Here is a 26,239-nt window from a genome sequence, read left to right as displayed (position 1 = left end):
AAGGGGGAATGATGATGCTGACGACGCTGACGACGCTGACGCCATACCTGGACCGGGTCCGGGTCCACAGCAGCGGTGACGGTGACGGCTTCGGCTGGTTTCTGCTGATCTTGGCGATCATCGTCATCATCATCGTGATCGTGGTGATCATCGTGAAGGTCAACCAGGCGAAGAAGCCGCCGATGACCTTCCCGCAGAACCCGAACTTCGGTGGCGGCGGCCCGGCTCCGGGCTTCCCGCCGCCGCCCGCGCCGACCGGCGGCCCCGCGCCGCAGGGCAACTGGCAGCAGCCCGGTTTCCCGCCGCCCCCTCAGCCCGGCTTCGGCCAGGCGCCCGGCTTCCCGCCGCCTCCGGTCCCGACTCCGGCTCCGGCGGGTTTCGCGCCGCCGCCCGGCGCCCCGGCGCCCAGCCCGTTCGGGGCGCCCGGCATGCCCCAGCCCGGTTTCCCGCCGCCTCCTCCGCAGGCCGGGCCGCCGATCGACGCCAATGCGGACCGCACCCAGGTCGTGTCCCCGCAGCAGCAGGCGGCCGCGGACCGCACGCAGGTGGTCTCCCCCGCGAACGCCGACCGCACGCAGGTCGTTTCGCCCGCGAACGCCGACCGGACCCAGGTGGTGGCCGGTGGCACCGGTGACGCCACCCAGGTCGTGCCCGGTGGCGGCGGCGACCGGACCCAGGTGGTTCCGCCCGCTCGGTAGCCGCTTGCCTTTGTGTCAGTGATTGTGTCATCATGGCGATACGATCACTGACACAAGGGGGAGTGGCATGGTGGTGGCACTCAGTGAATCCCAGCAGTTTCAGCTGGCCAGGATGAAGCTGCGGAGCCGGATCAAAACGCAGACCGTCGTCGTGGCCGTCGTGTTGTTCGCGGCGACCTGGGGAACCTGGTTCCTGCTGAGTCAGGAGTTCTTCGTCCGGACTTCGGACGGCACGCCGGGGCTTTACTCGCGCCGGAAAGCCGACTGGCCGACGTTCTCCGCGTCAGCGGGCTTGATCGCGGTCTTGGTGAGCTTCGTCGTGCTGGCAGGGCTTGTCTCGTGGACCTTTCTGCGAGTGCGAAAGGCGGAACGGCGGCTGGCACGGTCGCTGCCGCGCCGGATCGCGCACGGGAAGAAGCTGGGCGTTCACGACGTGGCGGGCTTCGGGTCGTTCGGGCTGTGGCTGCTGAGCACGATCGGCGGGATCGTCATCGGGCTGGGCATCGGCCTGTCCGCCGACGCGGCCGCGACCCGGCTGCTCGGCTTCACCTACGCGGGGGGCGTGGTCGTGCTCGGCGGGCTGTCGCTCGTTCTCGTCCGCCAGGTGATCGAGCAGCCCGCCCTGGCCGACGACGAACGTTCCCTGCGCACGGACGACGCCCTCCGCCGGAAGGACGCGCAGCTGGCCCTGGTGCCCGCCGGAATCTACCTCGGACTCCCCATGACCTCCGCGGTTCCGGAGTTCGCCGAGTGGCTGTGGTGGTTTCTCGTGGGATACGCCGCGATCGTCCTCGTCGGCGCACTGGCGGCGTGGATCCGCAGGCCGGCACAGCGCCCGCCGAGCACGGTGCTCTAATCAAGCCCGCCGACAAGAGACCTGGAGCACGAAGTGATCGTCAGCGTCGACACGAACTCACCCGTCCCGCCGTACGAACAGGTACGGGCCGCCTTCGCCGCGCAGATCACGGACCGGACGCTTCCCGTCGGAACGAAACTCCCGACGGTCCGCAAACTGGCCGAGGATCTGGGCATCGCCCCCAACACCGTCGCCAAGGCGTACCGCGAGCTGGAAGAGGCCGGCCTGATCGAAACCCGCGGCCGGGCGGGCACCTTCGTCGGGGACTCGGGCGACCAGAACCGGAAACTGGCGCAGAACGCGGCCGCCGAGTACGCGGCGATCACCCGGAAGCTGGGGTTGAGCCAGGGTGAGGCGAGCGCCATCGTGAACGCCGCACTGACCGCGAACGTCACCGCCTACCGCACGCGGCTGCAGGAACGCCCCGCGCACTGAGCCCGGCCCTATAGCCGCCGCGCCGGTGGCCGCACCGCGGGTTAGTCTCTCGGCATGGTCTTCCTTCTGGTGCTGGTGGTCGGCGTCCTGATCCTGGCCGGTATCGGCGTCGGGATCTACTTCCTGGTGAAGTCGAACAGCAAGCCACAGCCGCCCGCTCTGCCGTACCACCAGTACCCGCAGCAGCAGCCGCAGTACCCGAGCCAGCAGCAGCCCTACCCGCCGCAGGGCTGGGGCAACTGACTCACATCGCCCGGTAGTCGCGAAGTTCGATCTTCGGCCCGAACCTCGGCCGCCGGAAACCGGCCGTCGACAGGTAGCGCACCGCGCGCTGCCGCTGTGGCGAATACGGCGCCAAGACTTCGGACATCCCGACGTCGTCGAGTTTCGTGCCGACGAGCGCGTGCCCGACCATCGACGGGATGTTGTAGTCGCCGAAGCTCACCGCGTCCGGGTCGCCCCAGGCGCGCTGCGCGATCTCCGCCGCCGTCCACACGCCGATGCCGGGCACCTTTCGCAGCCAGGCCCGGCCTTCGACACCCTTCAGTTCCACGGCCTTCTCCAGCCGCGGCGCGACACGGGCCGCCGCGATCAGCGTCGTCCGCCGTTTCAGATCCACCCCGGCGCGGTGCCACTTCCAGTCCACAATGGAGCGGATGGCGACGGGGGTCGGCGGCACGCGCAGCCGTGACGGTCCCGGCCCTGGCGCCGGTTCGCCGAACCAGCGGCACAGTTCACCCCACGACCGCAGCGCCTCCGTGCTGGTCACCTTCTGCTCCAGCACGGCGAGCACCAGCGCGTCCCACACCCGGCCGGTCGAGCCGAGGCGCAGTCCCGGGTTCCGGCGCCGCGCCGACGCGATGACGTCGTGGTGCGCGACGAATTCGGAGTCGTCGTCGTGTGCGCCGAGCATCGCCGGGACACCTTCGAGCAGCCTGTCCGCGCCGGGGCCCCATGCCTCCGCCTCGATCTCGCCGTCCGCGCGCCGCAGCAGGGCGAGCGTGCCCGCGCCGTCCGCGGTGTTGGCGGCCAGCCAGGTGACCCCGCTCTCGGTCCGGACGACGTTGGGCGAGCGCGACCCACGGCTCAGCGGGCCCAGAACCGTGTCCAGGTCCAGCTCGAAGGCAGGACGGAATCGCACACACGGAAACTACCCGGCACTCGGCTAGGGTGAGCGGGCCACCCGAAACCGTAAGCCTATGGAGGACACCGACGATGACCGAGCGACCGGCGAAGGCCTCGATCGTCAGCGGGTACTTCAACCCGCTCCACCAGGGCCACCTCGACCTGTTCGAAGCCGCTCAGGCCCGGTCCGGCTACCTGATCGTCATCGTCAACAACGATCACCAGCAGGTCCTCAAGAAGGGCAGGGTGATCCAGGTCGAGGACGTCCGGGCCCGGATCGTCCGCGCGCTGCGCATCGTCGACGACGTGTACATCGCCGTCGAGCAGGGGCCGGGCATCAACGAGTCGTTCGACCTGATCCGCGCGGCGTACCCGGACACGGAGCTCGAGTTCTGCAACGGCGGGGACCGGCGCAACGTCGACGAGCTCCCGGCCGACGAGGTCGAGGCAGGGGCCCGGAACAACATCTCGATGATCTACGGCATCGGCGGCACGGACAAGGCCGACTCCAGCACCCGGATCCTTTCGGACATGGAAGCCTGACACCGACATTTGTCGGATGACGTTCGCGGGTCTGCTGACGGCGGCCGCTCCTAGGGCCTACCCTAGACAACACACAGTCGGCCCTGAACCCAGAGGGCCCCAGGTCAGTCGGGAGGCCTAGGGGAATGGACCCCCGTGCTCGGGCGGACGCCTTGCTCGCACGCGCAAGCGCGCGTGGAGCCTTCGTCGTGACACCGGACAACGCGACGTCTCCGATGGACTCCGCGAATACTCAGCAGATCCCCCGGTCGGTGGTCGCCGAGATCGACCGTTCGTCGGACCCGGACACGACCACTCAGCTACCGGCTTCGCTGATCGCGGAGAACGACCACCCGCTCGCGGGACCCGAACCGACGACACGGCTGGACCTGCCGGCGGTGCGGGGCGAAGGCTCGACCCAGCCGCAGCCGTACCCCCGGCGTCCCGGCACCCCGCAGCAGACCAGACCGCTGCCGCAGGCGACGACCCCGCTCACCCGGCGGCCGCCCGCCGCGCCGGTGCAGAGCCCGCTGATCGAGCAGCCGGAGCAGGAGACCGTCGAGAACGAGGTCGGCGGCTTGGTGCCGACGGTGAAGCAGAACCCTTCGGGGCGTTCGAACCTCTCGCGCCGGCTGGACGGCATCTAGCCCCTCCACGCGCGCTATGAACGGTCCGTTCCTTGCAAAATTTGCAAGGAACGGACCGTTCATAGCATCCGGATAGCCCGATCGATCTCCTTGATCGCCGCTCCCCCGCCGTACGTGGCGTTGGACAGCATCGCGACATCCAGCCCTTCGGCGGGATAGTGCCGCATGAGCGAGCAAACGCCGACGTTCCCGCCGTCCTTGTAGTAGTGCCGCACCGAACCGTCCGGCGTCAGCACGAATTCGAGGCCGAAGCCGTACCAAACGCCGCTGCTGTGGAGCACCTGCGGGGTGAGGAACTCCTTCGTGCGCTCAGGGCTCAAGAGCCGCTCCTCGCGGATCGCCCGCAGAAGCCGGACGAGGTCACCGACGGTGCAGTACACCCCTCCGTCGGGTGAACCGATCGGCGGGTAGCTGAAGATGTTCTGCTTCCAGCCGGTGATCCGCTCGCCGTCGAGGATCGGGTCCCAGCCTTCGGCGACCCTCGGCTGCGGATCACGCCGGTCGAAGAACCCCGAATCGGTCATCCCCGCGCGGTCGAGCACGGTCTCCCGGACGTGGTCGCGATACGGCCTCCCGGTGATCTCCTCGATCACCAACCCCGCGAGGACATACCCCGAATTGCAGTACCGGCAGCCCTCACCGGGCGCGAAATTCGGTGCCCGGTAAGCGAAATTGGGCAGATGGTCGCGCGTCTCGACCACCGAGTACACCGGCTTGTCGACCCACAACGCCTCGTAACTCTCGCCCGCTTCCTCGTCCGCGTCGTCGGCGATCCCGGACGTGTGCGTGAGCAGATGCCGCGTCGTCGCCCCGGCCGAGATCACCGTGCCGTCGAGGTCGATGATCTCGCCGATCGGGCGGTCGAGGTCCAACCGTCCCTCGTCGGCCAACTGCACTGCGGCGATCGAAGTGAGGACCTTGGTGATCGACGCGGTGTCGTACCGGATGTCCGGCGCGTTCGGCACCGACCAGCGGCGGCTGGCCAGGCCGTAGCCATGTTCGAACAGCGTCTCGTCGCCTCGCCGGATCAGCACGACCCCGGAGAAGCGGTCCTCCCCGGCGCGTTCCGTCAGCCAGGCGTCCAGTGCGGCGAAGTCCATGCACCGACGGTAACGACGACGGAGAGCCCGGTCGCGTGAATTCCGGTGGCCGGAACGGCTACTTCCGGCGCGTTTCGAGTTTGAGGCGCAGCGCGAGACCGGCCTTCACCGCGAGCATGACCGGCTTCCACAGGAGACCGCGGTGACGGTCCGCGAGGTAGCGGTACGCGCTGTCGTGGTGCGCGCGCAGCATCTTCGCCGAAGCCTGCGAAGTCGAGTGCCCGCCGATGTGCATGACACTGGACGAAGGCGCGTACACGTTCAGCCAGCCGGCGCGGGCCAGCCGGTCGCCGAGGTCGACGTCCTCGAAGTACATGAAGTAGCGCGTGTCGAACCCGTCGACCGAGTCGAAGGCCTCGCGACGGAACAGCTGGCAGGACCCGGAAAGCCAGCCCGCCGTGCGCTCGACCGGGGTGCCGGTCTCCTGCCGGTACTGCCGCGTCCACGGATTGCCCGGCCAGATCTTGCCGAACACCGCGTGCCCGATCCCGCGGCCGAACGACGGCAGCAGCCGGGCCGACGGGTACACGGTGCCGTCGAGATCGTGGATGAGCGGGCCGAAGGCGCCACCGCGCGGCCAGCGCCCGGCCACCTCGAGCAACGCGTCGAGCGAACCGGGCTCCCATTCGAGGTCGGGGTTCACCACGACGACCCAGCCGTAGCTGTCGTCGAGCTCCGCGACGCCCCGGTTGGCGGCCGTGCCGTAACCGACGTTCTCGCCGATGCTGAGCAGCTTGACGTTGTCCCGGCGGGCGGCCTTCTCCGGCGCGCCGTCCGTGGAGGCGTTGTCGGCGACGACGACCTGGACGTCCCGGTCCGTCGCCTTCTCGAGGGTGTCGAGGAACTTCTCGAGGGTCTCGCCGGGGAAGTACGTCACGGTCACGACGGCGATCCCGTCGCCGTAGCTGGGGTGCTCAGTCACGCGGCCATTGTCCACCCGTCACCGAACGCGACTTCGGCCCCACCCCACCGGGGCGGTAGCAAAGGTCCCTTGCTCCCGCCCGGCCGCGTCGATCATGAAGCGAAAAGCTCGCGAGACGACCGTCCGGACGCGTCGCGAGCTCTCATACTCGGTCCCACCGGAACCTCGCGCTCAGAGAGTACCGCCGTTCTCGAACGCGGGCTGCCGTGCCGCGGTAGCAAAGGTCCCTTGCTCCCGCCCGCCGCCGAGCGCGGGAGTCCTGAAGGCCTCCTTTGAGACGTCGAATGTCTCAAAGGGGGCCTTCAGGACAGCGAACCTCAGCTCGCCCGTCGCTGCGAGTGCCGATACCAAGCCTTCGCGTAGGCCTCACGATGCCGCTCCGCGGTCGTCGCCCACGAGAACTCCTTCGCCCGCCGAAGCGCGGCTTCGGCCAGCTCGGCCCGGCGAGCAGGTGCGTCGAGCAGCTCCGAGATGGCCGCGGCGACGTCTCCGGCGCCGACACCGCAGTAGGCGACCGCGTCCCCGCCGACCTCCGGCAGCGAAAGCCGTCGCGTCGTGAGCACGCTCGCGCCGCACGCCATCGCCTCCAGCACCGGCAGCCCGAAGCCCTCGCCGAGGCTCGGATAGGCGACCAGCTCGGAGCCGCCGAGGAAACCGGCGAGCGTGTCGAACGGCAGATACCCGGCCCGGATCACCCGCAGCCGGTGCGGCACGGCGTCCAGCGCGCGTTCGACCTGCGAGTCCCAGCCCGGCTGTCCGGCCAGCACCAGGGCGGGCGGGTTCGGCCTGCCGATCACGGCGTGCGCGAAGCCGCGGATCAGCGCGGGCACGTTCTTGCGCGGTTCCAGCGCACCGAGGAAGGCGACGTACGGCGTCTTCCCGAGTCCGACGGCCTTGCGCGCGGCCTCGATCTCCGCGGGCGAAGGCGGATGGAACCGATCCGGTTCGACGCCGTGGTGGATGATTTCCAGCTCGGCTGTGCGGACCTGGCCGACGCGTTCCAGCTCGGCCGCCGTCGCGATGCTCGGTACGACGCACAGCGTCGCGCGGCGAAGCGCCGTCGCGGTCCAGGCGCGGAAGAAGCGCGCCTTCACCGAAGAGTGCAGGACCGCGTCGGTGAAGAAGGTCGCGTCGTGCAGCGTCACCACCGAAGCGGCCGGGCTGGCCAGCGGCATCGTGTAGTGCGGTGAATGGACGACGTCGGCGGCGAGCCGGCGGACCAGCCGGGGCAGGGTCGCCTGCTCCCAGGTCAGCCTGGCCGTCCTGGTCGATGTCGACGGCGAGGTGGGCACGATCCGCGCGCCGGGCGCGAGCCGGTCGTACAGCACCGCGTCCCGCGGCTGGCAGACGACGGTGATCCGCGCGCCGTCCTCGTCCAGCGCCGCGACCAGCGAATCCACGTAACGACCGACGCCACCCCGGTCCGCGGGAACGGCAGTCGCGTCGATAAGCACGCGAGGGTCATCGGTCACCCTAGGAGGGTACGGCCGTGCACCAGGTCCGCGGTGGGGAACCGACAAACTGCTAGCGCAGGTGGAGCCCCCACACCGCGGAAGCGGCTCGTTCCCAGGTGAACTCACTCGAACGACTGAGACCACTGTCACGCAGGGCTGCCGCACGCTCCGGCTGGTCGAGGACGTCGCGAAGGGCATCCGCAAGCGCTTGCGCATCGCCGACGGGGACGGTGATGCCCGCTCCCCCGGCCACCTCGACCAGGGCAGGGGCGTCCGAATGCACCACCGGCACCCCGGCCGCCATCGCCTCGATCAGCGGCAGGCCGAATCCCTCCGCCCGGCTCGGCATCGCCAGCACCGACGCGCCCCGCAGCACGAACGCCAGCTCCGCGTCGCTCACCTTCCCCAGCACCCGGACATCGGCGCCGTGCTCGCGCGCCAGCGCCAACGGGTCGATACCGCCCCAGCCCGGCTGACCGGCCAGCACCAGCGGGACGCCGAGCCGCCCGACGGCGTCGATCAGCACGTCGATGCCCTTGCGCGGCTCGATCGTCCCGATCGCGAGCACGTACCGCTCCGGCAGCGCGACCTCGGCGAATCCGGCGGGCGGGCGCACCCCGTGCGGGATCACGCGCACCGGCACCGAAACCGGCACCAGCCCGGCGAGCTCGTCCGCAATCGCTTGCGTGGGCACGGTCAGCGCCGTCGCCCGCGACGCGGCCCGCGCGATCACCGCCTTGTGCCAGGCGACGCCGCGCGGGGTCAGCGTCTCGGGATGTGTCCACGGCACGGTGTCGTGCACCGCGACCGACAGCGTCCGCCCCTTCGGCACCCGGGCGGGCGCGAGCGGGGTCGGCGCGTGGACCGCGTCGCCACCCGGCCACCACGGCAGGCCCAGCTGCCAAGCCGCGATCAGCCCCCGGGGCGGGATCGGCAGCACGCGCGGCCCCGCGACCCCCTCGACGACCGCGGCTTCGACGTCGGCGTGCCGCGCGACGACACTCGACACCGTCCAGCCCGGCGGCGCCGTCTCGGCGAGCGCGCGCAGCAGCTCACCGGTGTAGCGGCCGGTCCCGCCGGGGACCGGCGCCAGCAGCTGCTCGGCGAGCACGACCAGTTCGGGCATGGTCTCTATTCTCTCCACCATGACCAGCACCACCGTCGTCGTGGTCACCTGGCGCGGCGCCGCGCATATCACCGCCTGCCTCGACGCCCTCGCCGCGCAGTCCCGCGCGCACCGGACCCTGGTCGTCGACAACGCCTCCGACGACGGAACGGCCGCCCTGCTCGCCGCCCATCCCTCGAAGCCCGAAGTGCTCCGGCTGCGGCAGAACACCGGCTACGCGGGCGCCATGGCCGCCGCACTGGACAAAGTGGACACTCCGCTGATGGCCTGGCTCAACGACGACGCCGCTCCGGCCCCGGACTGGCTCGCGACCTGCGAAGACACGCTCGCGAAGGCGCCGCTCGCCGCTGCCGTGAGCGCCCGGCTGACGCTCGCCGACGGGACCGTCCAGTCCACCGGCGTCCGCCTGACCGCCGACGGCCACGGCGCCGACCTGCCGGAACCCGCCGGCGAGATCTTCGGCTTCTGCGGGGGCGCGGCCGTGCTCGACGTCGAGGCGCTCCGTTCCGTCGGCGGCGTCCCTGCCTCCTACTTCTGCTACTACGAGGACACCGACACCGCGTGGCGACTGCGGCTGGCGGGCTGGGACGTCGTCAGCGCCGAAGCCGACGTCACCCATCAGCATGGCGCGAGCACCCGGCCGGGTTCGGTCCGGTTCCACCTGTGGAATGAACGCAACCGCCTCCTCACCCTCCTGCGATGCGCTCCGCGCGCGGTGGCGATCCGCCAGCTGGTGAAGTTCGCCGTGCTCACCTTGGTCCTTCCCCTCCGAGGGAAACCGGCGGCACCGAACTTCCGTCTGAGCCTCCGGTGCCGCGTCCTGGGCGCCGTCGCCGCCCGCCTGCCGCGCACGCTGGTCGAGCGGCGGGCCGTCGGGCGACGGGCGACACTGGGCCGAGGCGCGGTCTGGGACGCATGGGCCGGGCTTTAAGCTTGGTCCAATCGAGTGCAGGGAGTACGGCTTTGGCGCAGGGGGAAACGCAACCGGTCGTCTCGGTGATCGTCGTGAACTACCGGGGGGCCGCCGACACCGTCACCTGCCTGCGCGCACTCGCTGAACACGATTACCCGAACCTCGAGGTCATCTGCGTCGACAACGCCTCCGGCGGCACCGACGTGGCCGAGATCAAGGCCGCCGCACCGGGCGTCAAGCTCGTCGAATCCCCGGTGAACTCCGGCTTCGCGGGCGGCTGCAACCTCGGCGCGCGGCACGCCACCGGCACCGTCCTCGCCTTCCTCAACAACGACGCCCGCCCGGCTCCCGGCTGGGTCGGCGCGGCCGTCGCCGAACTGCGCGCGCAGCCGGCCGTCGCCGCGGTGGCCAGCAAGGTCCTCGACTGGGACGGCACCGGCACCGACTTCGTCGACGCGGGCCTCACCTGGTTCGGCATGGGCTACAAACGCCACGCCGGCAGCCCGCTGGCCGACGTCCCCGCCGCCGAACACGAGATCGCCAAGGACGTCCTGTTCGCGACCGGTTCGGCGATGTTCGTCCGCGCCGGGGTGTTCGCCGAGCTCGGCGGCTTCGACGAGCGGTTCTTCATGTTCTACGAGGACGTCGACCTCGGCTGGCGGCTGAACCTGCGCGGCTGGCGCGTGCGCTACGTGCCGGAGTCGCTGACCTATCACAAGCATCACGCCACGATGTCCACAGTGGACGCTCCGGACTCCGGGCGTGAGACGTTCTTGCTGGAGCGCAACGCCTTGGCGGCGCTGTACAAGAACCTCTCCGACGAGACCCTCTCGCGTGCGCTGCCCGCCGCGCTGGCACTGGCCGTCCGCCGGGCGACGGCGCGCGGAGACCTCGACGCCACCCAGTTCGATCTCGCCAAGGGTGCAGGCCCGGCCGAAACCGGCCCGGTCGAGGTGCCGAGGACGACGTTGGCCGGGGTGCTGGCGATCGACCAGTTCGTCGAACTCCTGCCGTCGCTCGCCGAGGCGCGCGCCACCGAACAGGCGGCCCGCGTCCGCACCGACGCCGATCTGCTTCCCTTGCTGCGCAAGGCCTTGGAGCCCGCGTATCCGCTGCCGCGCTATCTCGCCGCGCACGACGTCCTGGTCGAAACGTTCGGCATCGACGCGCTCTTCGGGCAGCGCCGCAAGGTGCTGGTGATAACCGGCGACGCGATCACCGAGCGGATGGCGGGCCCGGCGATCCGCGCCTGGAACATGGCCGCCACGCTGGCCACCGAGCACGACGTCCACCTGGTGACGATCAACCCCCTCGCCGATCCGCCGCCCGCGCCGTTCCGGGTCAGCGCGGCGACCAGGCGCGATCTGGAGACACCGATCGCGTGGGCCGACATCATCATCCTGCAGGGGCACGTGCTGGAGCTCGCGCCCTCGCTCAAGAAGCAGTACGCGCACAAGATCGTGGTCGCGGACCTGTACGACCCGATGCATCTGGAGCTGCTCGAACAGGGCAAGGGCGTGCCCGACGACAAACGGGCACTGGACCTCATCGGGGTCACCAAGGTCCTCGACGCACAACTGGAACGCGGGGACTTCTTCCTGTGCGCGTCGGAGCGTCAGCGCCACTTCTGGCTGGGCCACCTCGCCGCGATGGGCAGGCTCTCGCCGCGGCTGTACGACGCCGACCCGACCACCCAGTCGCTGCTGTCGATCGTGCCGTTCGGCCTGTCGCCGCAGGCACCGGTCCGTACCGGCCCCGGCCTCCGGTCCACTTTGGACGGTATCGGCGAGACCGATCACGTCGTGCTGTGGGCGGGCGGGGTCTACAGCTGGTTCGACCCGTTGACCCTGGTCCGGGCGATCGAACGGCTGCGACAGCGCCGCGGTGACGTCCGCCTGGTGTTCCTCGGGATGAAGCATCCCAACCCCGAGGTCACCGAGATGGACATCGGCGCGCGCACGATGCTGCTCTCGGACACGCTCGGCCTCACCGGCAAGCACGTGTTCTTCAACCAGCAGTGGGTGCCGTACGAGGAACGCCAGAACTGGCTGCTCGACGCGAACTGCGGTGTCACGACGCATTACGAGCACGTCGAGACGACGTTCGCGTTCCGCACGCGGGTGCTGGACTACCTGTGGGCCGGGCTGCCGATCGTCACCACCGACGGCGACTCGTTCGCCGATCTGGTCCGTGAGGAACGGCTCGGCGTCGTCGTCCCGGCCGAGGACGTGGACGCGCTGGCCGACGCGCTGGAAAAGGCGTTGTACGACGAGGAGTTCGCCGCCGGCTGCGTCGAGCGGATGGCCGCCGTCGCCCAGCGCTACGCCTGGCCCGAGGCGCTGAAACCGCTGGTGGAGTTCTGCCGGAACCCGCGGCCCGCCGCCGACCGGCTGCCCGGATCGGAAGACCTCGTGGTCACGGCGCCGGTGCGGGGCAAGGAAATGCTGCGCCGCGACGTCGACCTGATCCGCGAGTATCTCGCCGACGGCGGGCCGAAGGAACTCGTGCGGCGCGTGGGCGGCCGGGTGGTCAAGGTCGCCAAGCAGAGGCTCGGCCGTGGCTGACCGCCCCTTGCGCGTCCTGCTCGACGGGACCCCGCTTCTCGGTGCCAGGACGGGTATCGGCCGGTACACCGTCGCCCTGTCCGAAGAACTCGCCTCGATGTCCGAAGTGGACACTCGCGCGGTCGCGTTCACGTTGCGCGGCTGGCGACGGCTGCGGCACGTGCTCCCGCACGGCGTCCGGGCCCGTGGCATGCCGGTGGCCGCGCGGCTGCTGCGGAAGGCGTGGCTGCGGTCGCAGCTGCCGCCGGTGGAGCTGTTCGCCGGGCCGACGGACGTCGTGCACGGCACCAACTTCGTGCTGCCGGGCCGGTTCCGCGCGGCGGGTGTGGTGACCATCCACGATCTGGCCTTTTTGGACGCTCCCGAGGAGCTCGCCCCTAGCGATCACGAGCTGCCGCGGCTGGTCCGGCGCGGCGCCCGGCTCGCCGACGCGATCTGCACGCCCACCAACGCCGTCGCCGACCAGGTCGCCGAACGGCTCGACGTGGACCGCGGCAAGATCATCGTCACGCCGCTCGGCGTGAACCCGGCTTGGTTCACCGCGCGCCCGCCGGATCCCGAGCGCCGCAAGGAACTCGACCTCCCGGACAAGTACCTGCTCTTCGCCGGCGCCCCCGGGCCCCGGAAGGGCCTGCACTGGCTCCAGCAGGCCCACGAGGCCGCGCCGGATCTGCCGGATCTGGTGTTCGTCGGCCCCGGTTCGTTCCCGGTGGGCTCGCGGTCGCGGCACGTCGGGTACCTGTCCGACGTGAACCTCCGGCGGGTCGTCGCCGGGGCCAGCGCGCTGGTGCTGCCGTCACGCGACGAAGGGTTCGGACTCCCGGTGCTGGAAGCGCTGGCGTCGGACGTTCCCGTGGTGTGCACGGACATCCCGGCGCTGCGCGAGGTCGCGGGCAACTGCGCGAGCCTGGTGCCCTACGAGGACGTCGACGGGCTCGTGGAGGCGCTGCGGATGGCCGTCAGCGACCCGCACGCCGTCGCCACTTCGGCCGCGCGCCGCGCCCACGTCGCGAACTTCACCTGGCGCGCATGCGCCGAACTCACCGTCGCCGCGTACCGCCAGGCGAGCACGAAGCACTGACCTCCCGCATTTCGTCCTCTGAATGCGATCGCATTCAGAGGACGAAATGCGGGCGGGGGTCAGGAAGCGAAGTAGGCCTTCAGGGCATCGGACCAGTCCCGGAGCGGCGTGAGACCCGCCTCGCGCCAGGAAGCGTTCGACAGCACGCCATACGCCGGACGCGCCGCCGGACGCGGGAATTCCGCCGTCGTACAAGGCTTCACGCGAGCCGGATCCGCGCCGAGCTCCGTGAAGATCGCCTTCGCGAACCCGCACCACGTCGTCGACCCGCCACCCGTGCAGTGCAGCACCCGCTGCGAAGGTCCTTCGCCCGCGGCGATCCGGCCCGCCAGCTCCAGCAGCCCGGCGGCGAGGTCGCGCGACCAGGTCGGCGAACCGGTCTGATCGTCCACTACGGACAGTTCCTCGCGCTCCTTTTCCAGGCGTGCCATGGTATTCACGAAGTTCGACCCGGTTTTGCCGTACACCCAGGACGTCCGCACGATCCAGGACCGGGCGCCGGACCCGAGCAGCGCGTCCTCGCCGGCCGCCTTCGTCCGGCCGTAGGCGTTCAGCGGGCCCAGCAGATCGCCGGGCTCGTACGGCGAAGTCGCGTCACCGGCGAACACGTAGTCCGTGGACACGTGGATGAGCGGCACCCCGCGCGACGAGCACGCCGCGGCGAGCACCCGGGGGCCGTCGGCGTTCACCGCGAACGCCCGCTCCTCGTCGGTTTCCGCCGCGTCCACCGCGGTGTAGGCCGCCGCGTTGATCACCACCGGCGACGTCCCCGTCGCCCGCGCCCGGTCCGCCAGCTCGGTCACCGCGGCGACGACCTGTCCGGTGTCGCGCACGTTCAGCTCCGAAGACGACGGTGCCGCGGCCTGCGGGGCCAGCGCCGCGAGGTCCTGTCCGAGCTGGCCGGATCCGCCCGGTACGAGAATGCTCAGCACCTGTTCACGCCCCCGCACGGTTCTTCAGCGGTTCCCACCACGATCGGTTTCCGCTGTACCAGGCGACCGTGTCGGCCAAACCGTCCTCAAAGGACTGACGCGGCGCGTAGCCGAGCTCCGTCGAGATCTTGGTGATGTCGACCGAGTACCGCCGGTCGTGCCCCTTGCGGTCCTCGACCGGCTCGACGCTTTCCCAGTCCGCGCCGACGGCGGTCAGCAGCCGCTCGGTCAGCTGGCGGTTGGTGAGTTCCGTGCCGCCGCCGATGTTGTAGACCTCGCCCGGCCTGCCGCCGTCGGCGACGAGCTGGATGCCGTGACAGTGATCGTCCACGTGCAGCCAGTCACGCACGTTGAGCCCGTCGCCGTAGAGCGGGACCTTCTTGCCGTCGAGCAGATTGGTCACGAAGAGCGGGATGACCTTCTCCGGGAATTGGTACGGACCGTAGTTGTTCGAGCACCTCGTGACACAGACGGGCAGCCCGTGCGTGCGGAAGAACGAACGGGCCAGCAGATCCGAGGACGCCTTCGACGCCGAGTACGGCGAATTCGGCTCCAGCGCGTGGTCTTCGGCCCAGGAACCCTCGGCGATCGAGCCGTAGACCTCGTCGGTGGACACGTGGACGAACTTCCCGACCTCGGCCTCGAGCGCGGCCTGCAACAGGGTCTGCGTGCCCAGCACGTTGGTCAGCACGAAGTCGGCCGCGCCGGCGATCGAACGGTCCACATGGGACTCGGCGGCGAAGTGGACCACCAGGTCGACGCCCCGCATGAGCTCGCTGACCAGGGCGGCGTCACAGATGTCGCCCTTTTCGAACCGGTAGCGCGGATTCCCGCGCACCGGCTCCAGGTTCGCCTCGTTGCCCGCGTAGGTCAGCTTGTCGAGCACGATCAGCTCGGCGTCGGCCAAGCTCGGGTACGCGCCCGTCAGCACCTGCCGGACGTAATGCGAACCGATGAACCCGGCACCCCCGGTGACCAGCACTCGCATCCCGCGATCCTCCCTCTACGACTTCACCGACCGGCCGAGTGTGTCACGACCGGGGCAACCTTTCACCAGCCTACGGACGTCTAACACGAGGGTCAGTAGAGTCGTCGGGTAGGCACGCGTGTGCCCTGGGGAGATTCGTGGAGGACCGCACGTGACCGAGTGGCCCGGGCCACCCATTCCGGCGCGCCGTGGCGGCGGCGTCGTGGTCTTCGCCCGCCGCGGTGTGAAGGTCGTGTTCAGCCTGGTCTCGATCACGATCCTGGCGCTGACCTGGTGGGGCTGGCAGTTCATCGGTGACCCGTCGCAGGGCTTTGCGACCACGAACATCTTCGAGGACAACGGCCATCCGCCGGCGAAACCGCTGGACGGCGCGATCGACATCCTGCTCGTCGGCCAGGACAGCCGCACCGACGCGCAGGGCAACCCGCTGCCGCGCGAGGTCCTCGACATGCTGCACGCCGGGGTTTCGGACGGCGAGCGCCAGACCGACACGATGATCCTGGTGCACATCCCCCAGAACGGTAAGAAGGCGGTCGCGATCTCCTTCCCCCGCGACTCGTGGGTCGAGATCACCGGCGGTTTCGGCAAGCACAAGCTCAACAGCGCGTACGTGTACGCCTACAACGACACGTCGAAGACGCTACAGCAGCAGGGCAACTCCGACCTCAAGGACGTCGACGCCAAGGCCAAGGACGCCGGCCGCAAGAACCTGATCGCGACGCTGGAGAAGTTCATCGGCAAGCCGAAGATGATCGACCGGTACGCCGAGGTGAACCTGTCGAGCTTCTACGAGATCACCAAGGCGATCGGCGGCGTCGAGGTCTGCCTCAACAACGCGGTCAAGGAGAAGAAATCCGGCGTGGACCTGCCCGCCGGCAAGTCGACCGTCGAGGGCGTGCAGGCGCTCGCGTTCGTCCGGCAGCGCTACGACCTGCAGAACGGCGATCTCGACCGGATCGCGCGGCAGCAGGCCTTCCTGTCGGGGCTGGCGAACAAGGTGCTCTCCTCCGACGTCCTGATGAACCCGGCGAAGATCTCCGACCTGATCGAGGCGGTGAAGAAGTCGGTCGTGCTGTCGGCGGGCTGGGATCTGCCCGAGTTCGCCGCCCAGATGCGCGGCCTGACCAGCGGAAACGTCGAGTTCCACACCATCCCGACCCAAGGTGACGCGAATATCGGCGGCGCCGCCGTGCTCCGGGTGGACCCGGCACAGGTGCAGGCCGAGGTCACCCGCCTGACCGCCGACGGCGAGACGGCACCGGCCGAGACCCCGGCCACCCTGCCGGGCGCGGAAGCGGTGACCGTCGAACTCTTCGACGGGTCCGGCTCGCCCACCGCGGCCACCGAGACCCGGAACCTGTTGCAGGGCAAGGGTTTCAAGCTCGCGGCCGACACCAAGCTCAGCACCCGCAATTCGACGGTCATCCGGTACGCGCCGGGCGACGACGACGCGCTGGCCCTGATCAAGCAGGTCTTCGGCACCGCGGTGCAGGCCGAGGCGGACCGTGACGTCGCCCCCGGCAAGGTGCGGGTGCTGCTCGGCAAGGACTACAAGGGCGCGAACGCGACCACGGCCCCGTCGAAGACTTCGATCCCCTCGAAGCCCGCTCAGCCGCCCTCCAGCGCTCCGGCGGCGCCCAGCACGACGCCGATCGTCGCGGGCAATGTGCCCTGCGTCAATTAATCCCGGGTACTCAGCGTGGCCGACCTCACGGTGGCCTAGCCTTCTCCTACGATCGGACGAGCGGCAGCACAAGGGGAGGTGATCAGGGATGAGCGACGAGGAAAAGAGCGTCAACGCACGTTCTGAGCAGTTGGACGAAGACGAGCCGAAGTCCGAAGAGGACACCAATTCGGACACCGAGAGTGACGAAGAGCCCCGGTTCGTCCCGACGCCGTACCCGCGGAATCCGCCGCTCCCCCAGCCGTCCACCCCGGCCGAGGACGAAGACGAAGCTGTCTCGGGCACGCTGGCCGTGCCCGAGCGCCCGCTGCGCCGCGCCGGCCGGATCACCCGCAGGATCGCGGTCGGCCTCGTGTCGCTGCTCGCCCTCGGCACGACGGGCTACGCGTACGTCACCAAGGACCAGTTGCAGAACAACGTCCCCACGACGAACGCCCTGAGCAAACCCGACGACCCCGCCGCCCCGCCCGCCGACGACGGCGCGAACGACATCCTCCTGGTCGGCAGCGACGCGCGCACCGACGCGCAGGGCAATCCGCTGCCGCCGCGCGTGCTGAAGGAACTGCGCACCGAGGAGAAGCCGGGCGTCAACACCGACACCATCATCATCCTGCGGATCCCGAAGAACGGCGGGAAGCCGTCGGGCGTCTCGATCCCACGCGACACCTGGACCGACATCCCCGGCCGCGGCCCGAACAAGATCAATTCGGCCTATGGCGCCGCGAAGACCAACTACGCGAACGCGCATCGCGGCGAATCCGATCAGGCGAAACTCGAACGCGATTCCGATCAGGAAGGCCGCAAGGCACTGGTCCAGACCGTTCAGGACCTGACACAGATCCGCATCGACCACTACGCCGAGGTCAACCTGCTCGGGTTCTATCTGCTGACCGAGGCGCTGGGCGGCGTCAAGGTCTGCCTGAACCACTCGACCGAGGACAAGGACTCCGGCGCGAACTTCCGGCGCGGCGAACAGACCGTGTCGGGCGGTGAGGCGCTTTCGTTCGTCCGGCAGCGCAAGAACCTGCCGCGCGGCGACCTCGACCGCATCGTGCGGCAGCAGACGTTCCTGTCGTCCGCGCTGAACCAGGTGCTCTCGGCGGGGACGCTGACCAGCCCGTCGACGATGGCGGGCCTGATGGACGTCGTGCGCCGGTCGATCGTCCTCGACGAAGGGCTGGACCTGCTGGAGTTCGCGCAGCAGGCGAAGGGGATCGCGTCGGGCGACCTGACGTTCACGACCATCCCGGTGGTGAACATCAACGGCCGCAGCGCCGACGGCCAGAGCATCGTCGAGATCGACCCCGCCGCCGTACGGTCGTTCGTCTCCGGGCTGGTGGGCCGGGGCGGTGGCGGTGGGGCGCCCGGGGCGGCTCCGCTGCTCGCCGCGTCGAGCGTTCCCTGCGTGAACTAGCGTTGGGGGCGTGAGCCTCACCGAACTGCTGCTGCGGCCCGTGCTCGGGTCGCCCGCGAAACCGCTGATCACGCACTACGACGACAAGCAGGGCAGCCGGGTCGAACTGTCCGTGGCGACCACGGTGAACTGGGCCGCCAAAACGGCGAACTGGCTGGTCGACGAGTTCGACGTCGAACCGGGCGACGAGGTGGCAGTGGTGCTGCCGTCGCATTGGCAGACCGCCGGTGTGCTGCTGGGCGCGTGGTGGTGCGGCGCCAGGGTGGTGACGGAGACCGCGGGCGCCCGGGTGGCGTTCGTCGCGCCGGGTGGCGCCTCCGACGCGGCCGCGACCGCCGTCGTCTCGCTGCACCCGATGGGTCTCGGGCTACCCGCAGGCTCCGTACCCGACGGAGCGATGGACTACCTGACCGAAGCCAGGCTTTCGGGTGACCAGTTCAGCCCGCTGTTCCCGGTGCCCGGCGACACTCCCGCACTGGGCCCGTCCACTGTGGACGAAGTGCTCGCCGAGGCGCGCTCTCGGGCTTCCGGGCTGGGACTGTCCGCCGACGACCGCGTTCTGTCCACTGTGGAATGGGTTGGCGCGGAAGGGATCTTGGCAGGTTTCCTGACGCCGCTGGCGGCGGGTGCGCATCTGGTCCAGGTCACCGACGCGGATCCGGCCAAACTCGCTTCTCGGCGCGAAGCGGAACGGACTACCGCGGATCTCCCCTCCTGAAATGCAATGAACGGTCCTTTCCTTGCAAATTTTGCGAGGAAAGGACCGTTCCTAGCGTTCGGGTCAGGCGTCCTGGAGCTGCTTCGCCTCACGCTTGCGTCCGAAGAGCGCGTGATCGAGCGACAGTTTGCCGGGGTTGAAACCGAGCGCGAGCCCGGCGACCGCCAGGACCAGGACAAGTTCGTAACCGCCCTGTCCGGTGAGGCCGTTGTCGAGGTGCACCGAGAGCAGCGCGCCGACGGAGACCACGACGAAGCCGAGGCCCACCAGCGGCGTCAGGAAACCGACGATGAACAAGATGGCTCCCACGATCTCCACCGCGATCGCGAAGATCGCCGCGAGCGTCGGGAGCGGGATTCCGGTCTGCTCGAAGAACTTCGCGGTGCCGTCGATCCCGTTTTCCCACTTCTGCAGGCCGTGTGCGAGGAAGACCACACCGACACCGATCCGGCCCAGCAGAAGGGCGACATCCTTGAAACGAGCGAACATCGGGTATCAGCTTTCTGGTCGGTGAATATTCAACTTACCCGGATCACGGTAGGGCACCGAACGCCTCCGACGGCACCTCCGGAGCGTGATCGACAGGTACCCGACAGGAACCCCGTACGGCAGACTCTCGTCCGTGGCGGACGAACGGCTGACCGGCCTTTGGTCGGATGAAATCCTGCATCCGGGCAGCGTCGAGTACGTCGACCTGGCGTTCCGCCGCGACTGCTCCGGATGGTTCTATTGGAAGAGCTGGAGCACCGGATTCTCGGTGTCACGCTTCACCTGGGCGACTCCGGACGCACTGATCGTGAAGTTCCATCGCACCCTCGATGGCAGGTGGGCGACCGACAACGGTGTCACCCGCCACGAAGTCGAATCCGACGAGGAGGACGAGTCCGTCATCGAGCTGGGGTACGAAATCGCGCCTGGCGAAGACCCGTTCGGGACCCCGGTGACCCTGCTCTCGCTGGACCGTCCGCTGATCGCGTATCTGGCGGGTTCGCAGTTCGCGTGGGCCGAGGAACCGGAGTCGCTCAGCGACCCGTCCGCCGATGCTCCGCGGCCAGACCCGTCCAGCCGCCGCTGACGGCCAGCAACTCGAGCACCCGCTCCGCCTGTTCCGCGAACCCGGCCAGATCGGCGTGCAGCAACGCTATCCGCTCGGCGTCGAGCGGGACCTCGTCGTCGGCCCACAGCTCGATGACCGTGCTGACGGTCCACACGAGGAACTGGATGATCCGGATGAACTCCTCGGACGGCTCCTCGACGGCACCGCGGTATCCCGCCTCGATCTCGTCGCAGGCCGCGACCAGCTCCCGCAGCGGCCTGACGACGTCGGCCGCCGTCCCGTCCCACGCGGCCGACGGCCAGGTGCGATCCCCGAGTTCGAGCCACAACCGCCAGCCGGCGATCAGCTCGGCCTCGTCGTGCGGTGTCCACGACACCGGAGCGAACCAGAACATCCTTCGAGAGTGACACCGGCGGCCCATGATCGCCGTACTTCCGTGAAGCATCTCACCGGCTCACACCCCCGCATTTAGTCCTCTAAATGCGGAGGGCGCCAAGCGCGTGAAGGCCCCCTTCCCTCGGCTGAGCCGAGGGAAGGGGGCCTTCACGCGGGAACGAATCAGCCCTTGAGCAGGGCGCGCGCCATGACCATGCGCTGGATCTGGTTGGTGCCTTCGTAGATCTGGGTGATCTTCGCGTCGCGCATCATGCGCTCCACCGGGAAGTCGCGCGTGTAGCCCGCACCGCCGAAGAGCTGGACGGCGTCGGTGGTCACCTGCATCGCGATGTCCGACGCGTACGCCTTCGCGGCCGCGGCCATGTAGCCGCCGCGCGAGTCGCCACGCTCGGTCGCCGCGGCGGAGGCGTAGACGAGGTTCCGGGCGGCTTCGATCTTGATGCCCATGTCGGCCAGCATGAACTGGACGCCCTGGAACTCCGAGATCGCCTTGCCGAACTGCTTACGCTCCTTGACGTACGCGATGGAGGCGTCGAGCGCGCCCTGCGCGATGCCCAGCGCCTGCGCGCCGATGGTCGGGCGGGTGTGGTCGAGGGTGCGCAGCGCGGTCTTCAGGCCGGTGCCGGGCTCGCCGATGATGCGGTCCGCCGGGATGGTGCAGTTCTCGAAGTGGATCTCGCGGGTCGGCGAGCCCTTGATGCCGAGCTTCCGCTCCTTCGAGCCGACGGTGAAGCCGGGGTCGTCCTTGTGCACGACGAACGCGGAGATGCCGTTGGCCTTCTTCTCGGCGTTGGGGTCGGTCACCGCCATCACGGTGTACCAGGACGATTCACCCGCGTTGGTGATCCAGCACTTGGTGCCGTTCAGCACCCAGTGGTCGCCGTCGAGCTTCGCGCGGGTGCGCATCGAGGCGGTGTCCGAGCCGGCTTCGCGCTCCGAAAGCGCGTAGGACGCCGAGGCCTCACCGGAGGCGATCGAGGGCAGCACGAGCTTCTTGAGGTCTTCCGACGCCGAAAGGATGATCGGCACCGTGCCCAGCTTGTTGACCGCCGGGATGAGCGACGCTGACGCGTCGACGCGCGCGACCTCTTCGATGACGATGCAGGCGGCGATGGCGTCCGCGCCCTGGCCGTCGTAGGCCTCTTCGATGTGGACGGCGTTGAAACCCGACTTGACCAGCGCGTTATACGCCTCGATGGGGTAGCGCTCGTTCTCGTCGACCTCGGCCGCGTACGGCTCGATCTCCTTCTCCGCGAGGGCACGCACCGCGGCCCGCAGCTCCTCGTGCTCTTCGGCAAGCTGGTACAGACCCGGGCCGTCAGACACCTTCGTCACCTCTTCTAACCGCGTTTGGGAGTTTGACCGATGTTAGCGCTCGTTCACATGGTGCGACATCGCGAGCGCTTGTGTCTTTGACCGCAAAGTCCGTACGTTCGAGTGATGGAGCTCACCCCGTTCCCCCGGTCGCTCGATTATCCCGAGGTCCCGGTCGGCTCGGTGCTCGCCGGCGCCGCCGCTCGCTGGGGCTCCCGTACGGCCTTCGCCCACGGAGACCAGAGCCTCACCTTCGCCGAGACGTACAGCGCGGCCTGCCGGTTCGCGAACGCCCTGCGCGCCGAGGGCATCGGACGGGGCGACGTCGTCGCGCTCCACCTGCCGAACTGCCTGGCGTACCCGGTCGCCTACTACGGAACGCTGCTCGCCGGGGCCACCTTCAGCCCGGCCAATCCCCTGCTCCCGCCCGAAGACCTCGCCCTCCAGCTGGCCGATGCCGGGGCGGTCGCCGCCGTCACCGTCGGCCCGGTCGCGCGCGTGCTCGCTTCGGTGCGTGATCGGACGTCGGTCCGGCTGACCATCGTCGTTCACCCACCGGAGGGGCTTGGGCAGGGCGAGGTGGAGTTCACGGAGTTCCACTCCGGTCACTCCGACGAGCGGCCCGACGTCGAGATCGACATCTACCGCGACCTCGCCCATCTGGCGTACACCGGCGGCACCACTGGCCGTTCGAAAGGTGTCCGCCTGCCGCATCGGAACGTCGTGGTCAACAGCCTGCAAAGCTCCTGCTGGCGGCTGGGCGCGGTCCCCGCCGTCGACGAGTCGGGAGAGGTGATCGTCGACCAGCTCGGCGGCCCGGAGGAGTGGCCGTCACGGATCGGCACCGGGATCGCCCTCAATCTGACGCCGTGGTTCCACGCCATGGGTACCATCGCCGCGCTCAACGTCCCGCTGCTCGACGGCGGCACCGTCGTCCTGCACGACCGCTTCGACCCGGCCGCGTACGTGGCCGACGCCGAACTGCTGCGGGTCACCACGATCGGCGGCGCGCCCGCGCTGTTCGCCGCGTTGCTCGCCTGCCCCGAGTTTCACACAGCCGACCTGTCTTCGGTACTGACCATCGGTTCCGGCGCCGCGCCGATGAACCACGAGATGATCCGCGCGCTGCAGAAACGCTTTCCCGGTGTGCTCATCATCGAGGGTTACGGCCTCACCGAGGTCACCATGGGAGCCGTCATCGCGCCGGCCTACCGCTCCGCGGTCCGGAAGGTGGGCTCGGTCGGCCTTCCACTGCCCGACACCGAGATCAAGATCGTCCCGGCCGAAGGCGGCGAAGATCCTTTGCCCGCCGGAGAAAGCGGCGAGGTCTGCCTGCGCGGCCCGCAGGTGATGATCGGCTATCGCGACCGCCCCGAGGAGACCTCGGCCGCGCTCGTCGACGGCTGGCTGCACACCGGCGACATCGGCATCATCGACGAGGACGGCTATCTGTCTATTGTGGATCGCAAGAAGGACATGCTGCTGTACAAGGGATACAACGTCTTCCCGCGCGAACTCGAAGAGCTGTTGATCACCCTGCCCGGCGTCTCGGCGGCAGCCGTCGTCGGCAAACCAGACGCCGAGGTCGGCGAACTGCCGGTCGCGTTCGTGGTGCGCAGCGACGAGAACGTCACCGCCGAACAACTCCTGGAAGCCGTCGGCGCACGCGTTCTGCCGTACAAACGGCTGCGGGCGATCCACTTCGTCGACCAGATCCCGGTCTCGGCGGCCGGGAAGGTGCTCAAACGGGAACTGCGGAAGCAACTCGCCGACTGACGCTCAGCGGCCGCGGAGGTTGCCGATCACGAACTCCGCGGCCTTGCGCGCCCCGGCGCACGAATCGTTTCCCCAGTACTGAGAACCACTCGGGCCGTTCACGGCATACTCGACAAGCATCATTTCCGTGTCGCTGATACCCAAGTACAGATCACAAGCCCCCGGAATGTACCGCGGCGTGTACTCGACCACGGGTATTCCATCGATGGACAACTCGCGCCAGCCTGGATACTGTTGCGGATTCTCGTCGTTGACCTCAACCAGTTCAGCCAGGTTGTTCGGCTTCACTATGGCGCGATAGATCCCCAGGCTCGGGCTTTTCGGAGCGCTCCACGCACATCCGAGCATTCCGTCCTTGCCACCGCCCCTGGTCACTTTCTCCGGCGGGTCGATGATGAACGCGGCAACCTGCTCGGGCTGCAATATCCCACACGGGAACCGAGAAAAGTCGGCACTGCGCAGCGGCTTTTCAACGGGGGTGATCGGGATCGCAGGTCCGGCTTGCGCTGCCGCCGGCGGCCCGCTCAGGATCGGCTTCGGCTCCCCGATCCCACAACCCGCGACGAATAGTAATCCCGCGAGAATGCCGGCGATGCGAGCAGGTGTTCGCTTTTCACCTTCACTCGGGAACAGCATCAGGCTCAATCTTCCACTGCTTCTGGTCATCCATCCCCGAACTCGGTGACATATCCGGCACTTCGAAGAAATTGGTCGCGATCTGCTGGAATCCGACGGCCGCCCCGTAGAATTTGCCCGTCTGCTCTACCGCCGCTCCGAGCAAAGCAAGGAAGTTCTCAACCAACGTGCCGAACGCCTCGACGATGGTGTCGATAACGTCACTCCACACGATTGCGTTAAGCCCCGGGACAACCGAGGCAGCGGCCGCCAGCAGCATCTTGATGTCGATCGTCGCAAGCCGTCCGGCACAGACACCGAGGAATTCGATCGCCTTCGCGTAAGTATCAATGACGACCTGGGCGACTCCCACCAGAAGGCCGGACAACGTGCCGACGGCCTCTTGCTCCTTTTCAAGTGCGCTCGTCACCCGGGACGCGTAGGCCGAGAACTGGTCCGCGGCACGCCCTGTCCAAGTACCCGCCAACGATTGGGTAGCACTTTCGAAATCACTTCGAGCGTCGTGAATCGTCTTGTTGTTCGCGAACTGGAGAGCCATCTCTTGAATCCGCACAGGATTGCCCAACAGTCGATCTCGAACATCATCCAAGAGGTGCAGGATATCCGGACGCCCGATGAAGGGAAGGTTGGCGAATTCGCGAATCTTCGCATCGGCGGCATGTGGATATTCCGGCGGAGCACCGATAGGGACACTCATGGTCAATTCGCCTCCTTTTCAATATCGCGAAGTCGCTTGTAGTACTCGTCGTCCTGGGCGTCGTAGTAGTCCGCAGCCTTGTCCAACGAGCCACCCAGCGCTATCAAGCGATCGAAGTTCCTCCTGCTTTTGTCCTGCAAGTCGACGATCATGTCGGCGAACGCCTGCACGACATTCACCCGGTCACCGAGCATGCCGACATCCTGTGGGCCCAGAACCAGCCCACCCAGATCATGGTCGGCGAAATCGCGGAGCAGACCAGCCGCGTGATAGACGTCCTCTGTTGTCTTGCGCAGTGATTCCGGGTAGACCTCGTAACCTGAATCGCTGGACCCGAGCGGGTCGGGGAAAGTCAACTCTCCACCCCCTTGGAAGCTTCCGCGATCATCTCTTCACGTCGGGCGGATGCCGCGTTTTCCGCATCGTTGATCGCCCGAAGGACATGGCCGGCAAGACTGGCACCGGTTTGCATCACTGCCGTGTCCCGATCGAGATCGACTGAAATCAGCGCTCCAGAGCCGTCTACGGTAACGGTGCCCAGCCCGGCTCCGATCTCCCTGCTCAACGGCATCGCCCGACCGCTTTCCGCAGCCCGTTCGACGGCAGTGACGTGTGCGTCGATCTCCTTGGCGAGGTTGTAGAGCCGATCGTAAGGGTTCACCAGCGACCATCCGCGTCTTCGTCGGAGAGGAAGTCGAGCTCCTCGTAGCTCTCCTCGTGAATGGCGTCATCGGCTGCTCGCCGCCGCGGACTCGACGTGGGCTCGGGCCGCACTGGCTCCGGCTCAAGCGGCGACCGGGATCGAGTTGACTCCCGAGGTGGCGGAGGCTGCAAACCGAACAGCGCACTGAGCTCAGGCACCGACGCCTCGTGCGCAACACCACGAGCCGCTCGGACCGCCTGCACAATGCTGACCCCGAGATTTCGTATATGTGCTCCGTCGAGTGCGGAATCGGCGATTCGCAGGTCGACCAGCGCGCCTCGACCGGTAACGGTGACCGTCACAGACCGATCGATGGATTGGCTGGTGTGCCTGGCGGCGGCCAGGCGGGCATCCAGCTCACCGGCTTGCGCGCGCATCGCTCGCAGATCTCGTGGCGCATTCACGCGCGCATCACGACGTATGGCATTGCGCTCCCCTCCCCCACTACGGCCATTAGACCGATAGTGCCCGGATCGCACCT

29 protein-coding genes are annotated in these 26,239 nt (G+C 68.7%); 14 read left to right on the top strand and 15 right to left on the bottom strand.

The genetic code is table 11. The annotated features are described in order from the left end of the window. The first annotated feature begins 14 nt into the window (after window positions 1-14). From DMC61_RS24490 to DMC61_RS24475, 4 genes are all read left to right on the top strand, one after another. Window positions 15-698 carry a hypothetical protein gene (locus DMC61_RS24490; protein ID WP_125691498.1) on the top strand — a complete coding sequence of 228 codons (684 nt, stop codon included), beginning with the start codon at window positions 15-17 and terminating at the stop codon, window positions 696-698. 67 nt (window positions 699-765) lie between these two features. Further along, window positions 766-1,554, top strand: a complete 789-nt coding sequence (locus DMC61_RS24485; RefSeq protein WP_125691496.1) for a hypothetical protein — start codon at window positions 766-768, stop codon at window positions 1,552-1,554. 33 nt (window positions 1,555-1,587) lie between these two features. After that, entirely contained in the window at window positions 1,588-1,989 is a 402-nt protein-coding gene (locus tag DMC61_RS24480) for a GntR family transcriptional regulator (protein ID WP_016331405.1), read from the top strand. Between the two features lie 54 nt (window positions 1,990-2,043). After that, window positions 2,044-2,232, top strand: a complete 189-nt coding sequence (locus tag DMC61_RS24475; RefSeq protein WP_063272169.1) for a hypothetical protein — start codon at window positions 2,044-2,046, stop codon at window positions 2,230-2,232. Window position 2,233: 1 nt separating this feature from the next. On the opposite strand, the gene DMC61_RS24470 is transcribed toward DMC61_RS24475, so the two are convergent. After that, the gene (locus tag DMC61_RS24470) at window positions 2,234-3,130 is read right to left on the bottom strand and encodes a DNA-3-methyladenine glycosylase (RefSeq protein ID WP_016331403.1); all 897 of its coding nucleotides are present in this window, start codon (window positions 3,128-3,130) and stop codon (window positions 2,234-2,236) included. Window positions 3,131-3,204: 74 nt separating this feature from the next. On the opposite strand from DMC61_RS24470, the gene DMC61_RS24465 reads away from it, so the two are divergent. Continuing rightward, window positions 3,205-3,657: an HldE family cytidylyltransferase gene (locus DMC61_RS24465; RefSeq protein WP_016331402.1), complete on the top strand. Its 453-nt coding sequence runs from the start codon at window positions 3,205-3,207 to the stop codon at window positions 3,655-3,657. Between the two features lie 188 nt (window positions 3,658-3,845). Beyond that, a complete protein-coding gene (locus DMC61_RS24460; RefSeq protein WP_016331401.1) occupies window positions 3,846-4,283 on the top strand; it encodes a hypothetical protein in 438 nt (145 codons plus the stop codon). A 59-nt stretch (window positions 4,284-4,342) separates the two neighbouring features. Here DMC61_RS24460 and DMC61_RS24455 read toward each other — a convergent pair whose 3' ends face one another. From DMC61_RS24455 to DMC61_RS24440, 4 genes are all read right to left on the bottom strand, one after another. Beyond that, entirely contained in the window at window positions 4,343-5,383 is a 1,041-nt protein-coding gene (locus DMC61_RS24455; protein ID WP_125691494.1) for a serine hydrolase, read from the bottom strand. A 58-nt stretch (window positions 5,384-5,441) separates the two neighbouring features. Next, entirely contained in the window at window positions 5,442-6,305 is an 864-nt protein-coding gene (locus DMC61_RS24450; RefSeq protein WP_199750088.1) for a glycosyltransferase family 2 protein, read from the bottom strand. 317 nt (window positions 6,306-6,622) lie between these two features. Further along, window positions 6,623-7,759, bottom strand: a complete 1,137-nt coding sequence (locus DMC61_RS24445; protein ID WP_063272173.1) for a glycosyltransferase family 1 protein — start codon at window positions 7,757-7,759, stop codon at window positions 6,623-6,625. A gap of 70 nt (window positions 7,760-7,829) precedes the next feature. Further along, entirely contained in the window at window positions 7,830-8,885 is a 1,056-nt protein-coding gene (locus tag DMC61_RS24440; protein WP_125691751.1) for a glycosyltransferase family 1 protein, read from the bottom strand. A gap of 19 nt (window positions 8,886-8,904) precedes the next feature. Between DMC61_RS24440 and DMC61_RS24435 the strand changes: the two genes are divergently transcribed. The 3 genes from DMC61_RS24435 to DMC61_RS24425 are packed head-to-tail and all read left to right on the top strand — an operon-like array spanning window position 8,905 to window position 13,443. Beyond that, the gene (locus DMC61_RS24435) at window positions 8,905-9,816 is read left to right on the top strand and encodes a glycosyltransferase family 2 protein (RefSeq protein WP_125691492.1); all 912 of its coding nucleotides are present in this window, start codon (window positions 8,905-8,907) and stop codon (window positions 9,814-9,816) included. Window positions 9,817-9,848: 32 nt separating this feature from the next. Further along, window positions 9,849-12,362 carry a glycosyltransferase gene (locus DMC61_RS24430; RefSeq protein WP_125691490.1) on the top strand — a complete coding sequence of 838 codons (2,514 nt, stop codon included), beginning with the start codon at window positions 9,849-9,851 and terminating at the stop codon, window positions 12,360-12,362. Then, a complete protein-coding gene (locus DMC61_RS24425; protein ID WP_125691488.1) occupies window positions 12,355-13,443 on the top strand; it encodes a glycosyltransferase family 1 protein in 1,089 nt (362 codons plus the stop codon). Before DMC61_RS24430 ends, DMC61_RS24425 begins: the two co-directional genes overlap by 8 nt. Before the next feature lie 59 nt (window positions 13,444-13,502). Here DMC61_RS24425 and rfbD read toward each other — a convergent pair whose 3' ends face one another. Continuing rightward, entirely contained in the window at window positions 13,503-14,375 is an 873-nt protein-coding gene (gene rfbD, locus DMC61_RS24420) for a dTDP-4-dehydrorhamnose reductase (RefSeq protein ID WP_233594926.1), read from the bottom strand. Between the two features lie 4 nt (window positions 14,376-14,379). Next, window positions 14,380-15,363, bottom strand: a complete 984-nt coding sequence (gene rfbB, locus DMC61_RS24415; RefSeq protein ID WP_125691484.1) for a dTDP-glucose 4,6-dehydratase — start codon at window positions 15,361-15,363, stop codon at window positions 14,380-14,382. 151 nt (window positions 15,364-15,514) lie between these two features. On the opposite strand from rfbB, the gene DMC61_RS24410 reads away from it, so the two are divergent. The 3 genes from DMC61_RS24410 (at window position 15,515) to DMC61_RS24400 (ending at window position 19,179) form a co-directional block, all read left to right on the top strand. After that, window positions 15,515-17,047 carry an LCP family protein gene (locus tag DMC61_RS24410; protein WP_125691482.1) on the top strand — a complete coding sequence of 511 codons (1,533 nt, stop codon included), beginning with the start codon at window positions 15,515-15,517 and terminating at the stop codon, window positions 17,045-17,047. 88 nt (window positions 17,048-17,135) lie between these two features. Beyond that, window positions 17,136-18,461, top strand: a complete 1,326-nt coding sequence (locus DMC61_RS24405) for an LCP family protein (RefSeq protein ID WP_199750087.1) — start codon at window positions 17,136-17,138, stop codon at window positions 18,459-18,461. A gap of 10 nt (window positions 18,462-18,471) precedes the next feature. Beyond that, window positions 18,472-19,179: a TIGR03089 family protein gene (locus DMC61_RS24400; RefSeq protein ID WP_125691480.1), complete on the top strand. Its 708-nt coding sequence runs from the start codon at window positions 18,472-18,474 to the stop codon at window positions 19,177-19,179. 63 nt (window positions 19,180-19,242) lie between these two features. On the opposite strand, the gene DMC61_RS24395 is transcribed toward DMC61_RS24400, so the two are convergent. Continuing rightward, window positions 19,243-19,668 (bottom strand): DoxX family protein, encoded by a 426-nt coding sequence (locus DMC61_RS24395; RefSeq protein WP_016331387.1) that lies wholly within the window; start codon window positions 19,666-19,668, stop codon window positions 19,243-19,245. A gap of 133 nt (window positions 19,669-19,801) precedes the next feature. Here DMC61_RS24395 and DMC61_RS24390 point away from each other — a divergent pair, with 133 nt between their 5' ends. Beyond that, window positions 19,802-20,254 (top strand): hypothetical protein, encoded by a 453-nt coding sequence (locus DMC61_RS24390; RefSeq protein WP_125691478.1) that lies wholly within the window; start codon window positions 19,802-19,804, stop codon window positions 20,252-20,254. Here DMC61_RS24390 and DMC61_RS24385 read toward each other — a convergent pair. Both DMC61_RS24385 and DMC61_RS24380 read right to left on the bottom strand, forming a co-directional pair. Continuing rightward, window positions 20,202-20,630 (bottom strand): hypothetical protein, encoded by a 429-nt coding sequence (locus DMC61_RS24385; RefSeq protein ID WP_125691477.1) that lies wholly within the window; start codon window positions 20,628-20,630, stop codon window positions 20,202-20,204. The genes DMC61_RS24390 and DMC61_RS24385 overlap by 53 nt on opposite strands. Window positions 20,631-20,794: 164 nt before the next feature. Then, window positions 20,795-21,967: an acyl-CoA dehydrogenase family protein gene (locus DMC61_RS24380; RefSeq protein ID WP_016331385.1), complete on the bottom strand. Its 1,173-nt coding sequence runs from the start codon at window positions 21,965-21,967 to the stop codon at window positions 20,795-20,797. A 105-nt stretch (window positions 21,968-22,072) separates the two neighbouring features. Between DMC61_RS24380 and DMC61_RS24375 the strand changes: the two genes are divergently transcribed. Beyond that, entirely contained in the window at window positions 22,073-23,722 is a 1,650-nt protein-coding gene (locus DMC61_RS24375) for a class I adenylate-forming enzyme family protein (RefSeq protein ID WP_125691475.1), read from the top strand. Window positions 23,723-23,725: 3 nt separating this feature from the next. On the opposite strand, the gene DMC61_RS24370 is transcribed toward DMC61_RS24375, so the two are convergent. From DMC61_RS24370 to DMC61_RS41210, 5 genes are read right to left on the bottom strand one after another with little or no spacing between them, the layout of a single operon-like run. Then, window positions 23,726-24,358: a DUF3558 domain-containing protein gene (locus DMC61_RS24370; protein ID WP_233594939.1), complete on the bottom strand. Its 633-nt coding sequence runs from the start codon at window positions 24,356-24,358 to the stop codon at window positions 23,726-23,728. Beyond that, window positions 24,342-25,055, bottom strand: coding sequence for a WXG100 family type VII secretion target (locus tag DMC61_RS24365; protein ID WP_233594938.1), 714 nt, complete (start codon window positions 25,053-25,055; stop codon window positions 24,342-24,344). The genes DMC61_RS24370 and DMC61_RS24365 overlap by 17 nt, the downstream gene beginning before the upstream one ends. Window positions 25,056-25,057: 2 nt before the next feature. Beyond that, the gene (locus DMC61_RS24360) at window positions 25,058-25,411 is read right to left on the bottom strand and encodes a hypothetical protein (protein WP_125691469.1); all 354 of its coding nucleotides are present in this window, start codon (window positions 25,409-25,411) and stop codon (window positions 25,058-25,060) included. Next, on the bottom strand, window positions 25,408-25,716 hold the full coding sequence (locus tag DMC61_RS24355) for a YbaB/EbfC family nucleoid-associated protein (RefSeq protein ID WP_125691468.1): 309 nt from the start codon (window positions 25,714-25,716) through the stop codon (window positions 25,408-25,410). The genes DMC61_RS24360 and DMC61_RS24355 overlap by 4 nt, the downstream gene beginning before the upstream one ends. Then, window positions 25,713-26,135, bottom strand: a complete 423-nt coding sequence (locus tag DMC61_RS41210; protein ID WP_158634133.1) for a YbaB/EbfC family nucleoid-associated protein — start codon at window positions 26,133-26,135, stop codon at window positions 25,713-25,715. The genes DMC61_RS24355 and DMC61_RS41210 overlap by 4 nt, the downstream gene beginning before the upstream one ends. Between the last annotated feature and the right edge of the window lie 104 nt (window positions 26,136-26,239).

The sequence above is a fragment of the Amycolatopsis sp. WAC 04169 genome (genome assembly GCF_003947535.1).
GTDB classification, from domain to species: Bacteria; Actinomycetota; Actinomycetes; order Mycobacteriales; family Pseudonocardiaceae; genus Amycolatopsis; species Amycolatopsis keratiniphila.
Note: the sequence above shows the minus strand (reverse complement) of the source record. Positions and strands in the feature narration are given on the sequence as shown.